This window comes from Bacillus sp. EB V-12, assembly GCF_056158125.1.
Genome location: NZ_JBUXJL010000005.1, coordinates 310,898 through 325,334 on the forward strand (window position 1 = coordinate 310,898; position 14,437 = coordinate 325,334).

Sequence of the window (14,437 nt, forward strand, 5' to 3'; positions counted from 1 at the left end):
AAGGGGTTTTTAAGATGGATCGTCAAGTAAGAATCATTGCCTTTTATGCCACAAATGAAAACGTAGGAAAAAGCACGTTAAGTATTACGATGGCAAATGAGTTAGCTCATCTAGGGAAAAATGTGCTTTATGTAGAAGCGGACCAAGTAAGACCAAATTTTGCAGTTGGAACTGGTCTTAGCCATGAGAGTAAAAACATGCTAGAGCTTGTAAGAAAAGAAAATGAATATAAATATAATCTTTCGCAGTATATTTGTACCAAGCAAGATTTGTTAGAGAAAAAAGTGAATCCAAGATTGATGCAAAAATTGCACGATAAGATGGATTTTCTGGTATTTCCATCAGGTTATAGTTTGGTTCAATTCCCAGAGATTCAAAACAAAGAATTGTTTGTAACGACATTTATCGAATCACTTGTAGACACAGAATATGACTACATCATTCTATCGGTACCAACTGAATTATCCGAGGTGCTAAGTTACCCAATCCTATACCAATCAGACCTTGTTGTTCATGTGCTAAATGGCAACCCTCGTGGTGCGTTGGCAATTAAAAGAGAATTACAACTAATAGAAGAAGCAAAGCTAACATTGCCTCGTATGATTCATGTTTTGAATATGGGAGACGAGGATTATGTAGAAGATATTGAAAAGCTTTCTTCCCAAAACATTGCAGTGACAATTCCGTATGACAGAGATCGTACGAGTTATGAATGGGGGATGCAATTTGGTTCTCCACAAATTAATACAAAGGTCCATCACATTATGGAAGCAGCTGGTCTTGATTTTCCATTCCAGCATACAGCCTCTATGAAAAAGGGTCTCTTTGGTTTAAGAAACTAAAAGGGAGGTAGTAGTATGTGGGGCTATTTACAGGAAAAACAAGACGCCTTAAAGCGCAATCGAGTGGATTTATATCACTTTGGTTATAGGATTCGTTCCAAATCAGCTCGAAAGTTAGGAACAACTATAGCTCAACAGATTAAAGATATAACGGATGAAATTCGTGCATTTTTAGTAAAAGACCATCGTGATATCTTAAGCGAATCCTTTATGAATAAAGAGAAGAGAGCAGCTGTAGAACAAATCATTAAAAGCTTTCTATTAAGTAATCAGGTCGTCATTTCAGAGGTACCTTCTGAACGATTACTAAATATGGTATGTGACGATATTGTAGGATTTGGGATTATAGAACCTTTAAAAGAAGATAAGGATGTAACCGATATTTATATCAATGGCACAAAAGAAATTATATACGAAAAAATTGGAGAGGGAGAATGTACATTTCCTTACCGATTTGAGACAGAAGAAGAGGTAAAAGCCTTAGCTTATAAGATGGTAAACAGTACGTCAGAGTCATTAAATACAGCAAAGCCATATGTGGACTGCATGTTTCCGTATATTCGTATCAATATTGCTTTAGATGAACTTGGGGGACTCGGAACAACAATAACAATTCGTAAGAATGCAGATCACCTTCGTGCTTCTGAAGAGCGTATGTTATTTACTAATCAAGCGTCAAAAGAGATATTGGATTTTTTAGCCGCAGCTGTGAAGGCCAAAATGAATATTCTAGTGGCAGGAGCAACAGGTACAGGGAAGTCAGAGTTTATGAAATATCTTGCTTCTCATATTCCAAAAGGGAAGAAGAAAGAACGTACTCTCGTAGTAGAAGATAACCCTGAACTCTATTTACATCGTATATTTCCAGAACATCACTTTGTTCCGATGCAGTGTAGAGCATCGGAAGTAGAAGAAAATGCAATCGATTTTGATAGATTGTTAACAAATGCTTTACGTCAAGGACCAAAGCGATTAATTGTAGGGGAATCGAGGGGGAAAGAAGCGTTAAAAATGATTAACTTCTTTCAAACAGGACATCCTGGTTTCACCTCTGTCCATGCAAGAAGTGCAAAAGAAGCAGTTAGACGTTTAATGCTTATGTGCCTGCAAAGTGGTGCAAATATTGATGCCCAGTATTTATATGAATTGATTTCACAGACATTTGATGTAATTGTCTTTTTGGAAAAGAAAGATGATGGAAATCGTTATATTACAGAGATGATTGAACTATTGGATTATCAGGAAGATATACAGTTTAATCCATTGTCTCAGTTTATGCCAACATATGAGGAACAAGATGAAATGAATGAAAGGGTAGAGAAAATTCATGGCCAACATATTATTACAGGGAGAATATCAGCTGATTTGGAGAAGAAGTTCCGTTCTTCTGCTGTAAATCCAGCTCTTTATGCACCATTCCTTTCACAACAGGAGGTGCAATATGCATAGTTTATTAGCCTATGGATGTATATTTTTAATCTTTATTAGTGTAGGATTGCTCGTTTTACTTTTTGTAAAATCTAAAGGTTCTGCTCTCTCTCAATTTGTACAAGAAAACGAGAAAGAAGAAAGGCGCTTGGAATTAAGGAATATTAAAGGGATACGGATGTATTTGCCACAATCCGTTATCCAAGAAGCCCAAAAGTACGAGTGGAAATTGACAAAAAGCATGTACTGGGTATATACGATTCTTTCCGGAATGAGTATTGCAGCAGTATTCTATTTTTCCTTTGGTAGAGATCCATTTACACTGGTTACTGTTTTATCTGGATTTTTAGTTCCAAGGTTTCTTCTTTATCGAAGAAAAAAACGTTACTACTTGATTGTCATTGACCGTCTTTCTATCTACATGAAGGCAGTAGCAAATGCACTTCAAATTAGTAACAATGCAAAACGGGTGTTAGTTGAGGTGAAACCAATGATGCATGAAAGCATTCAAGAAGAAATAGAAAAAGTTTCTCTTTTATTAGAAGGTGGAACCACAATGCATCGTGCATTTAGAGGATTCAATGAAACGTTTAACTTTAGAGAATTGGTTTTCTTCCATGAAATGTTGGAAGTGTGCAGTCGAGAAGGTGGAACAAATTCAGTACAAGTCTTACTAGATATTGCAGAAGATTTTGAAAAACAAAAACTATACCTGGCAAGATTGCGTTCTAGTTTGTCGCAAGCACAACGTGCTTTTGTACAGAACTGCTTAATCGTCATCGCTATGCCGATTGTTATTATGTTGATGTCAAAAGAAGCATATGGATTTTTAGCAGGTTCTATGATGGGGAAAATCGCGTTATCGGTAAATATGTTAATTGTCTTTTTCTTAGCAACCCGTGTAGAAAAGATTGCAAATTATAACCCAACAGAAAGAGGGGAATAAGGTGGCTACGATTTTAGCTGTAGTGGTATTCGTTGTCATGTATTGGGTATTCTCTACCTTTCTACAAAGTAAAAAAGACAGCGGTAGCTTACTTACGAACTATGTAGAAAATGCAAAACGAATTGAAAAGAAGAATTTAAATCAAATGATGCTCGCTCCCTTCCAGTCGTTATCACATAAGTATCTGACAGAAGAAAAGAAAGAGCAGATTCAGAAAAAATTAGAAGAAGCTGGCCTGGATACGAAACCAGAAGAATATCTGAAAATGAAGGTTGCATATCCCATCATTTTCACCTCTGTTTTCTTAATATGTACTGTGTTTCATGATTATTATTTATTTAAAGCGGGTGTTCTAATTTCACCATTGCTTTATTTCTATCCTGATTATCTATTAAAGAGAAGAATCAAGCAGGCGATAGAAGCTAGGAAGTTCGAATTACCAGAGTATCTAATTCCTATGCTGCAGTTGTTAAAAACACATACAACATTAGAAGCAGTAAAAAAGGCGCAGATATATGCTGGAAGACATCTTCGTCCGTATGTATCTACACTTACAGCGGAATTAGAAATGTATGCAGGATCGGATCAACCATTTCGAAACTTTGCAGCAGCCTTAAATAGTCCAGAAGTAAATACCTTTACGATTGCATTGCAACAAGCGCAAAAAACGGACAAGGTACAGAGTCTTCGTATTATGGATGCACAGATTAAAATGATGCGTGAGTTAAAACATGAGAACTATAATCGTCTCATTCAAAATAAACCAATGGAAATGAATAAATTTAACGTCGCAGTTATTGGATGTATTGTGATTTATCCAATGGTGATTGTTATTCAATCTTTAATGCAAGGATTTGCAAGTTTATAGAAGGCATTGTCAAAAATGGAATAAGTAAAGGAGCAAAATATATGTTAACAAAAATGAAGAATTGGTTAAAAAATGAAGACTCACAATTATCATCAGAAAATGGTATGTTAATCGCCTTGGCGGTAATTATCGTATTAGTAATTGGCCCATTTGTATGGAAAGCAATCCAAGGTGGTTATGATACGATCCTGGCACGATTCACAAAAGCATCAAGCAATGCAGATGTGAATTCTTGGAACAAGTAATAGAAGTTTTAGATTAATGATGTTTTTACGTATAGCTCAAATAAATGGATAAGGGAGATTCAATCATGTTAGCAAAAATGAAAAATTGGTTAAAAAATGAGGATTCACAGTTATCATCAGAAAACGGTATGTTAATTGCCTTGGCGGTGATTATCGTATTAGTAATTGGCCCATTTGTATGGAAGGCAATCCAAGGTGGGTATGATACAATCCTGGCACGATTCACAAAAGCATCAAGCAATGCAGACGTAAGTTCTTGGAATAAGTAAGAGAAGATTTAGATAGGTAAATTCTTATTTTAATAGATTTTTAAAATTTGTATATAAGGGAGATAAAATATAATGTTAGCAAAAATGAAGAATTGGTTAAAAAACGAAGATTCACAATTATCATCGGAAAACGGTATGTTAATCGCGTTAGCGGTAATTATTGTGCTAGTGCTAGTCATTGGGCCATTTGTATGGAAAGCAATCCAAGGCGGGTATGATACAATTCTAGCACGATTCACAAAAGCATCAAGCAATGCAGATGTTGATTCTTGGAACAAAAAATAAATATAAAAATAAACGAGGGGGCTACTCTAAAAGTGGTTCCCTTTTTTACACAGTATTTTTATATGAAATTAAGAGGGGAGTAAAGAAAATGAGCCTGTATATCATGGGATTATTTCTAATTTATATGGTACTTAATGTATTTACCGACTTAAAGTATAGAAGAACAAAAAATATATGGCATTTCATTTTTTTAATAGTAGGTTTAGGTATCACGTATTTTACTGGAATACGAACGGGAAAAGAGATTGTAATTGTACTAACTATGGCCTTAGTATGTGGCTTATTGTTAGAGACATTTAAATTTTCTTCACCCGGTGATACGAAAATGCTTGTGGTGGCAGCTCTATATGTTAGCAATGTAGTAGAAGAATCGGCTATACTTACCGCGATTACATTAACAGCTTTCCATTTACTATTCTTTTGGATTGCTAGTGTTTATCGATTAATTAAAATTTTAGGGTTTGTAGGAGCGATTAAAGACCAATTGGAGCATGCTGCGTCTATATTTGGTGTGAAACTGCCTAAGAAAGAAATAAAGCTAATACAGAGCTTTCCTGGGGCTTGTTCTATTTTACTAGGGGCGATGATTTATATTGCGTTCACTATCTATCAAAATGGAGGTATCTTGGCTTGAACAGTAGAATTATTCATCAAAGGGAAACCTATATTTACTTTACAATTTTTGCGCTAATAGGCGTTATTATTTTAAACATGTTTATAAATATATTGTTTGTATTAGCATATCCGTTACTAATTGGATTAATTGTGCAGGTTATCTTATTGCATAAGATGAAAAAAACATTCTATCGGAGCGGAAAAGAATTAACAGAACAATTAAAACTAAAAAATATATTTCTAGTAGAATCAAACATTTTAGGAGATGAAGAAGGAACTGTCTATGAGGTGCATCAAATGCCTTTTTCATTTTCTAATGGATTAATTAATAAAGATAAGAGTTATAAAGTCATAAAACAAGAGTATGATCGAGAGGTCAAAGAGGATTTAACGAAAATTGCAAAATGGCAAGTTACAACAAAAGCTAGACTTGTTACGACAACACATTTTCGTTTATATACAATTTGGCAGAAAAATAGTACAGGCTATCAATTAAAAAAAATAGAGGATTGTGTTGATCCATATGCCAAGATGAACCTCATTCAATGGATGATTGCTTCATTCTGTACGACTGGTCGTATCAAGTACGATAAGAAACCAAAAGAGTGGGCAAGCTATGAATGGATTACTTTAAGGTAAATAAAAAGACAGAAGAAGAAACTAAGTAGTTTAGTTATTGTAGGGAAACTTATTAATATACTGTTTGTATTGATAGATCCTGTACTAATTGGATTAATTATGCAGGTTGTCTGGCTACAGAATATAATAAACGCATTTTATCGAAACGGAGAGAATTAACGGAACAATTAATTTGGCTGATAGCAAATAATATAGATTAAGAGAAAAATATAACTGAATTACATTTGAATTTGAGTGATTAAAAGATAAAAACGGTCTAAATTTAGATCGTTTTTTTTGTAGATATTTTTCATCCAAAATACAATCAAATTCAAGTGTCTATTCCAATAGTCTTTTTAACAGAAGCAACTGCACACGATAATGATTATTAGAATAAATAATATAATCAATAAAGAAAATCTTCTAGCAAAACCCCAACCTTCATCGCAACTACTACCATATCCCATAACAAGAGTGTCTTCTTTAGATAAGAATGTAAAACTAGGGTTCATTCTATGGATTCTAACGGGTCCACATTAATGTATGTTTTTTTTTGAGAGTGCCCTTTTGAAAATAAGAGAAAGACAACCTAAGGTGCCTTCTTGCGATTGGAACCATCGTAATATGGAGTTGAATGCCAATCCAATTATTATTTTACCACGTTAAGTAGTTTCAGTTATTAAGAAAAAACAAAAGCACTCTTCGAGTGCTACTGCTTACTTCACTACCTTATTCATAATCTCTTTATATTTATTAAACTTATCATCTTTAATATTTCCATTCATTTGTAAAAGGAAATTCGCTTGGCGTATATTTTCGTTAAAATGTGGGTGGGATCTCATATTCGAATATATAAGAGTACAGACTCCAATTTTTTTTTCGTGTTTAGTATGTGTATTGGATATCTTTTAATTGAACTACTCACCACTTAACGTCCTAACGGACTGTTTGAAGTGGGTGATTCCTGCGAACACCGATGTATCCGCCAGTTATCTTAGCAGGCTCTACCCGCAGTCCCTACGGTGAGAACATAAGTATCTTGTACGCTGATTCACCACACTACCTACTTTAGCTTGGTTTTCGCAATTTTGAGAAGCGTGGGGCGATAGAACGTTGAAGATTTTACGGTTGCAACGTTTTTCTGCAACCAACCTCATATCTTCAGTTTTCGAAGAGCAATCTGTACAAGTAAATGATAGCAAATATGTTGGCTTGTGCCAACCCACATTCATCTCCCACCTAAAATTGGTGTTTCACACCTTCACATTTTTGAGGAAGGAGTCTTCTGTCGGAAAACGATAAAAAAGTGATTTAATAGGAAAGGAAGTTTTAAATCATGGGTTTTGAAGCGTTAAAGAGAAAAATGCTAACTACACCACATGGATTTACTGCTGGAATAGAAGGGCCTTCATGTGATAAAAACGGGAATATTTACGCTGTTAATTTTAAAAGAAGAGGTACAATTGGAAAAGTAACCCCAATTGGAGATAGTAATATCTTTATTGAACTTCCTAAGAATAGCATCGGAAGCGGGACACGTATTGATCGTAATGGAACTTTGTTTATTGCAGATTATGTTAATCATAATATATTTGCAGTTAATATTGAAACAAAAAAAATAAAGGTGTATGCTCATGACCCTGCTATGACCCAGCCTAACGATTTAGCGATAACCGATCAAGGTGTTTTATTTGCTAGTGATCCTAACTGGAGTGAATCAACGGGACAATTATGGCGTATTAATAAAAATGGGGTCACTCATTTATTAGAAAGTAATATGGGAACGACTAATGGAATTGAAGTGAGTCCTGATGAAAAAAAACTATATGTAAATGAAACAGTACAAAGAAAAATATGGGTATATGATTTATCAAGTGATTACGAATTAAGTAATAAACGTTTATTTATAGAATTTCCCGATTTTGGACTTGATGGAATGCGTTGTGATATGGCTGGGAATTTGTTTGTAGCTCGCATTGGCAAAGGTGTGGTGGCAAAGATATCACCTGATGGTCATCTTCTAAGTGAAATTCATCTTGAGGGAAGAAACTGTAATAACCTTACATTTGGAGGACCTGATGGGAAAACCTGTTATGTGACAGTGGCTGATACAGGAAACATTCAAACGTTTGAAACAGATGTCCCCGGAAGGTGTTGGAGTTTACTACAGGATAGATAAGAAGGTTCTGGTGCAAAATATGAGTTATATTGTATCTCTGCATTTTGTCTGGGGATTTTTTCATAAAGAAAAGACCCCCTTAAGGTGACTTCCACTGAATGGCCTTACCTTAATTTTATTATGTTGTTATTATATAAGAAAAGAAGACATCGATTAAGATGTCTTCTTTTACTTGTACACTTGGTGTTAAGAAGGTATTGTATTGCTTAAAAACCATGAAAAATATAACAATCATCGAGTAAGTCTATTATAGCCTCAATAAATAGAGTTTTTATATGTAATATTGCATATATATAGATTTATTTATGTTTTATCGATATAGTTAAATTGTCTGTTTCTTGTTTTAATTCGTTTATTTATTTTGAGTGCTCCAGCAATGGAGCCTTTTTTTGTGCAATAAAACATTTTTTTCCATTACTTAGTTAATCTATATTAACTTTACTCTCTTAAAATATATCCATATTTTACTAAATGATTATATAGATAACCAGTTTTTTCTAAATAATCTAGTGGATTGATGATTTTCATGTTATTTGTTAATTTTATAGGGAAATTTATCATGTAATGAAGATTGAGAAATCAATAATTATAAAAAACTTATAGTATCTTTAGGAAAAATATATTTATAATCCGTATATCAATATGTTATAATTTAATCTCTAAAACTACCCAAAAAGGACTGCCTAATGGTGGTCTTTTTTATATTGGTGAGATTGTACTAGTATGATAGAATAGGATTAACTGTATATTGTGAGGGTGATTGGTTATCCCTTCTTTCCATTTGGAAGGAAAGGGAGTGATATACCTATGGAGTTTTTGTTTGAGCTTCTAAAAGAATTTGTGAAAGCCATTGTACGTGAAGTTTCTGCGTATGTTTTTAGGAAACAAATTTTAGAAAAAGATAACAAAAAACCCACTCCTCGTCGCCGTCGGAAGCAAAAGGGTGGGTTTCGTAAAAAATAAATGATATAACCACCACCCTGACGGTAGCAGTTATTAGAAGAGATGTTAGCGCATCTCTTCTTTTATTATATACACAAGCTATTACTGTAATACTAATACAGTAATTATATCAAACGTACATAAAAAATCAATGAGTACGTAATAGATATAATGTACAGAAGAAAAGAAACCCAAGGATGCCTTTTTTCAATTTATTACATCCCTAATTGATTGTAAATTGATTTGAATACGTGTATTCACCACGATATTTAATTGCAGCCACATAAGTACCACTTGTATAGCTATCTGTGATAGGGGTTTGCCAAATTTCTGTTCCAGGAATAAATTCTGGTTCTATTGTTTGGAATCGTTCTAGGGTACCATTTGTGTGGATTTTAAAAATTTTCATTTGCGCACCAAAATGTTCTCTACCAAAGTGCTGTGTTAAGTAAAATGTATCACCAGTTATTAAATTCCCAATCTTCCAATCTGGTTGATATGTACTTTCCTCTGAATTTTGTAAATCCACAATAGTTTTAAATCCCCAATCATCATTAAGTGGATCTGAGTAAGCTGCAGCTGCTTGTGAGGTAGGCTTACTCATTTCTATTGCAGTAAAACCGCTAAAAGTTAACGCCCCAATTAATGCTAATTTTCCTAACTTCATTATTGTTTCCCCCTATTAATTTTTGTGATTTTTAAAGCCAGAAATCATACACACATAATAATATAATCCGCTGTATTATATTTCAAATATTTTCTAAAAAAAACCATAAATGAAAAGGCACCCCAAAGGTGCCTTCCTCCGATTTGAATCACTTTAATTCTAAGAATATGTATTGGACTCCCATTCAAGTATCATTTTTCTCAATGAATAATTGGTATATTTTAGGGTGTTTTTTACTATTTTTATGTTAAGATATTTTGGTTGATATTCATTTTATTTTAGGAGGTTGGAAGATCTGTTACATGCTTTTCATATGGATTTTAGTTTCTATACAGAAAATATAAAAGTTTTAGGATTATTAGGGAATGCTACTCGATTATCAATTGTTTGTAAATTGATTACATATGGATCGTTGTCAGTTTCTGATTTAAGTAAGCAAACAAGAATTACAGAGGATTTGATTGTACAACATTTGCGTAAATTAGCCTTTGGAAATATTGTAATTAGTGAACGTATAGGGAAAAGGCTTTATTTTAAAATAAAAGATAATAAAACAATTGAGATTATTAAGGTATTAGGGTTACAAAGTTAAATTTAATTACTTTCGCTACAAATGATTTTGCTATAAATTAATTGTGCAAAATCATTTGTATCCCACCTACGGAAATAGGTGTCCCTTTTGGGTATACACGAAAATCCCTGTATCAACTTTCACTTAAAAACACGGGAATACGCTTTCAATTTTCTTACAATTATGTATAAATATTTATAATTATATAAATAGTTTGAAATTTTGAGGTTGATATGTAAAGATTAGAGAGGTAATTTACAAAATCGAAAGGGGATTTGATATGAATACAAAGTATGTTATTAACCCAAAATGTTTTCGGTTTAAAGTATTAAGTTTAGTTGCAGTTTTAATGATTACTATTTGTACATTTTTTGTAAGTGGAAATACAACCACTTTAGCTGCTACATCTGTACCTGTATATTTAAGTGATACGTTGACTCCGATTTCTGTTGTAGGAGATATAGAGAAAATAAATCCTAATTATTCTTCGTATAATAAAAATCAATCATTTTATAAAACGAAGTTATCTATTAATGGTGTGCAATATGACAAAGGAATTGGCTCACATGCAAATAGTACAATTAAGTATAATTTGAATGGACAGTATTCTAAATTTACAGTAGATGTTGGAATAGATGATCAAGTAGCAGCTGGTCATGGTTCTGTGAATTTTGTGATAATCGCTGATGGTAAAATTCTGTATATAAGTCCGGTTAAAAAATCTCACGATCCAGCTGAACATGTAGAAGTAAATATTGCAGGAAAAAATACACTTGAGTTAGTTTCCTATAATGCTAATGATAATATTGACAATGATCATGCTGACTGGGCGGATGCAAAATTATTTACTCAATGAGTACAATATATTACTATACTATAATTTAATAAAAAATCCCCTTAGTTATTTGAGGGAATTTTAGTCGGAATATATCAATCTAAAAAAGTCGAGTTCCTAGCGTACAGGAAATCGGCTTTTTCTTTATGAAATTTTGCTTAGCGTACAAAATTCGCGAAATGTCATCGCTATCAAGCTAAATTTTATAGTACCCCCAGAACGAAATATTGTGCTAACTTGTAACAAAATTTCGTTCTGGGGCAATGTTGAATCCTTAAGTTGATGGATGTGTGGTGCTACCCCATCGCTATCAAGCTAACAAAAAAATACCCCCTAGAATGAAAAAGGCGTTATTCTTTCTGAGAAATCATAGGAAAGGATAATGCCTTTATATCAATATGACGGTATCCTATATGAAAAATTAACATCGTTCCAAATGTATATATTGTATATATTGTATACATTGTGTATATTGTATATATTGTATACATTGTGTATAATGTGTTCATAAGCATTTAAGAGGCAAGGAGTTGAATCATGAAAATCTTACTATCTAATAAGTCTAAGTCGCCTATTTATCAACAAATCATTGATCAGATTATATTACAAATATCAAACGAAACATTGAAAGTAGATGATTCGTTACCTTCTATGCGTTCATTAGCAAGAGATTTGAAGGTAAGTGTTATTACTTCAAAAAGAGCATACGAAGAACTTGAAAAAGCGGGTTACATCTACTCTATAGTAGGGAAAGGCTCGTTTGTTGCAAAACAAATAAAGAAACAACGTGCGGATGAACCAAGTGATCCAATACGTGAAAAGTTCAGTACAATCGTTCGAGAGAGTAAGGCTAATCATTTATTAAGGGATGAGTTAATACAAATTATTAATCATATTTATGAGGAGGAATAAAAATGGAGAACATTGTAGAAGTGAAAAATGTTTCAAAAACATATAAGGGATTTTCTTTAAAAAATGCATCGTTCAACATCAAAAAGGGATTTGTAACGGGATTTATTGGCGCAAATGGTGCTGGAAAAAGTACGACAATTAAACTTATTATGGATCTTATTAGCAAGGATAGTGGAGAAATCACAGTGTTTGGTAAAGATCATCATAAGGACCAAGTTTCTATTAAAGAGCGTATTGGATTCGTATACGATGACAATATCTATTATGAAGATATGACAATTCATCAACTAAAAAAATTCATTGCTCCAGCGTATAAAAAATGGGATGAAAATCAGTTCCAATCCTACTTACAACGCTTTGAGTTACCGACTAACATAAAAATGAAAGAGATGTCTACAGGGATGAAAATGAAGACTTCCTTAGCGTTTGCACTTTCACACCATGCCGAATTTATACTTATGGATGAACCGACATCTGGACTCGATCCTGTATTTCGAAGAGAACTTTTAGACATCCTTTATGATTTAATGGTCGATCAAGATAAAACAATTTTTTTCTCCACACATATTACCACTGATTTAGATCGTATTGCTGATTATATTGTATTTATTCATAATGGAGAGATTGTATTTGAAAAAGATATACATAGTATTTCTGAAGAATATGCAACTGTAAAAGGGGATAAATCCTTGCTTACGCCGAAAATCAGAGAACAATTAATCGGGATTCGTGAAACAAACGTGGGATTTGAAGCACTCACAAGTAACGCCAGCCGTTCACGTACGCAATTAGGGAATGATGTATTAATTGAAGAAGCGACATTAGAAGATATTATGTACTATACAAAAAAGGGGAATATTCAATATGTATAATTTAATATTAAAGGATTTTCGATTGCAAAAATTAATGATCTTATTCTATCTACTTGGTATATGCTTTTTTATAGGGACGTTTGGAAGTTTTGGGTTCATAGTCGTTTTGGTGGCTGGTTCTTATATGATAAATCTACATTATTACGACGAAAAGAATAATAGTCACAAATTTATTAATAGCCTGCCTTATAGTAGAAATAAAATTATTATGTCAAAATATATCGGTACAGTGTTGTTCACAATTCTAGTAGTTCTATTCTCATTATTGATTCAAGCAGTAATTCAAGTTGCATCCCCGAATTATGGAGTTGAAATTGAAACTCCACAGACAATTATGGTTAGTGTTCTTACTGTCATGTTGTTTACGTCTATCTACTTACCATTTTTCTATCGCTTCACCAATAAATATTTGATGGCTGCTGTCAGCATTATTTTCCCTGTATGTGTTGTTTTATGGAGACCAATTGAGGCATATGTAAATATTACTGACCTTGTATATAGCGTTACTACACAATTTACTATTAATCAACTAATTACACTTGCTTCAATCGTTACCATGCTTATATTTATTAGTTCTTACTTCTTAACAGTGAGAATTTATAAACATACTGATTTTTAAAAATTCTTTTTAACTGAAGTATAGAAAACCTAACAAATAACTGTTGTACATTTTTATTCTTAAACGCTTTGGTGCTACTCCATGCCCATCAAGTTAAAATCTCATATTACCCCCAGAACGAAAATTTTGTGCATTTTGCTCGTATTTATTGTTTTGGGGAAATTCATATTTTTAGCTTGATGGCGATGTGGTGCTACTCCTAATAAAGCAAATCCTCCAGCAAAACCGCAGTCTTCACCGTAACTACCACCATATCCTATAACAATAGTGCCTTCTTTAGATTAGAGGATAAAACTAGGGTTCATTCCATGTAATTTAATGAGTTCACATTACTTTATGTATTTAAGAATCAATTGAGCAGATCTTCTTGAAAATAAAAAAAGACGCCATAAGATGCCTTTCTGCGACTTGAACCACGTTCATTTAGTATAAACCTATCCGTATTATCCCTTTGTTATACGTGTAAACACATCCTATAAAACAGAATCATCTATACACACCAGATTGTTAGTTCACAAAGTACAAGAGATTTGAAATCAGTATTAGAGTGACGCCACACCTTTTATAATTATCGATATGTTACGCCTTTCAAAAGAATCTGCTTTATAGAATGTATCCACAATTTATATTTTACTATATGTAATATTTATTTGGTGTAATTTTTATGAAGATGTATAATTGCATAAAGTTTATGAAAAAATCAGAGTATAATTTGGTATTGTGT

17 protein-coding genes are annotated in these 14,437 nt (G+C 33.1%); 16 read left to right on the forward strand and 1 reads right to left on the reverse strand.

Annotated elements, in window-relative coordinates:
• The first annotated feature begins 14 nt into the window (after window positions 1-14).
• The 11 genes from ACZDYH_RS18735 (at window position 15) to ACZDYH_RS18785 (ending at window position 9,258) form a co-directional block, all read left to right on the forward strand.
• Window positions 15-842, forward strand: coding sequence for an AAA family ATPase (locus tag ACZDYH_RS18735; RefSeq protein WP_434714740.1), 828 nt, complete (start codon window positions 15-17; stop codon window positions 840-842).
• Window positions 843-857: 15 nt separating this feature from the next.
• Window positions 858-2,291: a CpaF family protein gene (locus ACZDYH_RS18740; protein WP_474886936.1), complete on the forward strand. Its 1,434-nt coding sequence runs from the start codon at window positions 858-860 to the stop codon at window positions 2,289-2,291.
• A complete protein-coding gene (locus ACZDYH_RS18745) occupies window positions 2,284-3,216 on the forward strand; it encodes a type II secretion system F family protein (RefSeq protein WP_474886938.1) in 933 nt (310 codons plus the stop codon). Before ACZDYH_RS18740 ends, ACZDYH_RS18745 begins: the two co-directional genes overlap by 8 nt.
• 1 nt (window position 3,217) lies before the next feature.
• Window positions 3,218-4,084 carry a hypothetical protein gene (locus ACZDYH_RS18750; protein ID WP_474886940.1) on the forward strand — a complete coding sequence of 289 codons (867 nt, stop codon included), beginning with the start codon at window positions 3,218-3,220 and terminating at the stop codon, window positions 4,082-4,084.
• Between the two features lie 41 nt (window positions 4,085-4,125).
• Window positions 4,126-4,329: a hypothetical protein gene (locus tag ACZDYH_RS18755; RefSeq protein ID WP_000956353.1), complete on the forward strand. Its 204-nt coding sequence runs from the start codon at window positions 4,126-4,128 to the stop codon at window positions 4,327-4,329.
• Between the two features lie 65 nt (window positions 4,330-4,394).
• The gene (locus ACZDYH_RS18760; RefSeq protein ID WP_088020031.1) at window positions 4,395-4,598 is read left to right on the forward strand and encodes a hypothetical protein; all 204 of its coding nucleotides are present in this window, start codon (window positions 4,395-4,397) and stop codon (window positions 4,596-4,598) included.
• Window positions 4,599-4,670: 72 nt separating this feature from the next.
• The gene (locus ACZDYH_RS18765) at window positions 4,671-4,883 is read left to right on the forward strand and encodes a hypothetical protein (protein WP_474886942.1); all 213 of its coding nucleotides are present in this window, start codon (window positions 4,671-4,673) and stop codon (window positions 4,881-4,883) included.
• An 88-nt stretch (window positions 4,884-4,971) separates the two neighbouring features.
• On the forward strand, window positions 4,972-5,517 hold the full coding sequence (locus ACZDYH_RS18770) for a hypothetical protein (protein WP_434714748.1): 546 nt from the start codon (window positions 4,972-4,974) through the stop codon (window positions 5,515-5,517).
• Window positions 5,514-6,137, forward strand: a complete 624-nt coding sequence (locus ACZDYH_RS18775; RefSeq protein WP_474886943.1) for a hypothetical protein — start codon at window positions 5,514-5,516, stop codon at window positions 6,135-6,137. Before ACZDYH_RS18770 ends, ACZDYH_RS18775 begins: the two co-directional genes overlap by 4 nt.
• Window positions 6,138-7,452: 1,315 nt before the next feature.
• A complete protein-coding gene (locus ACZDYH_RS18780; protein WP_474886944.1) occupies window positions 7,453-8,295 on the forward strand; it encodes an SMP-30/gluconolactonase/LRE family protein in 843 nt (280 codons plus the stop codon).
• Window positions 8,296-9,102: 807 nt separating this feature from the next.
• Window positions 9,103-9,258 (forward strand): hypothetical protein, encoded by a 156-nt coding sequence (locus ACZDYH_RS18785; RefSeq protein ID WP_165362282.1) that lies wholly within the window; start codon window positions 9,103-9,105, stop codon window positions 9,256-9,258.
• 202 nt (window positions 9,259-9,460) lie between these two features.
• Here ACZDYH_RS18785 and ACZDYH_RS18790 read toward each other — a convergent pair whose 3' ends face one another.
• A complete protein-coding gene (locus ACZDYH_RS18790; RefSeq protein WP_098347821.1) occupies window positions 9,461-9,904 on the reverse strand; it encodes a DUF5065 family protein in 444 nt (147 codons plus the stop codon).
• A 313-nt stretch (window positions 9,905-10,217) separates the two neighbouring features.
• Between ACZDYH_RS18790 and ACZDYH_RS18795 the strand changes: the two genes are divergently transcribed.
• The 5 genes from ACZDYH_RS18795 to ACZDYH_RS18815 all read left to right on the forward strand — a co-directional run bounded on the left by ACZDYH_RS18795 (window position 10,218) and on the right by ACZDYH_RS18815 (window position 13,713).
• Window positions 10,218-10,496 carry an ArsR/SmtB family transcription factor gene (locus ACZDYH_RS18795; RefSeq protein ID WP_434715072.1) on the forward strand — a complete coding sequence of 93 codons (279 nt, stop codon included), beginning with the start codon at window positions 10,218-10,220 and terminating at the stop codon, window positions 10,494-10,496.
• Window positions 10,497-10,755: 259 nt separating this feature from the next.
• Window positions 10,756-11,331, forward strand: coding sequence for an NPCBM/NEW2 domain-containing protein (locus tag ACZDYH_RS18800; protein ID WP_163092953.1), 576 nt, complete (start codon window positions 10,756-10,758; stop codon window positions 11,329-11,331).
• 516 nt (window positions 11,332-11,847) lie between these two features.
• Complete coding sequence (locus ACZDYH_RS18805) at window positions 11,848-12,222, forward strand: GntR family transcriptional regulator (protein ID WP_016083401.1); 375 nt, start codon at window positions 11,848-11,850, stop codon at window positions 12,220-12,222.
• A gap of 2 nt (window positions 12,223-12,224) precedes the next feature.
• Window positions 12,225-13,094, forward strand: coding sequence for an ABC transporter ATP-binding protein (locus tag ACZDYH_RS18810; RefSeq protein WP_474886945.1), 870 nt, complete (start codon window positions 12,225-12,227; stop codon window positions 13,092-13,094).
• Entirely contained in the window at window positions 13,087-13,713 is a 627-nt protein-coding gene (locus ACZDYH_RS18815; RefSeq protein WP_474886947.1) for an ABC-2 transporter permease, read from the forward strand. The genes ACZDYH_RS18810 and ACZDYH_RS18815 overlap by 8 nt, the downstream gene beginning before the upstream one ends.
• Window positions 13,714-14,437: the final 724 nt, after the last annotated feature.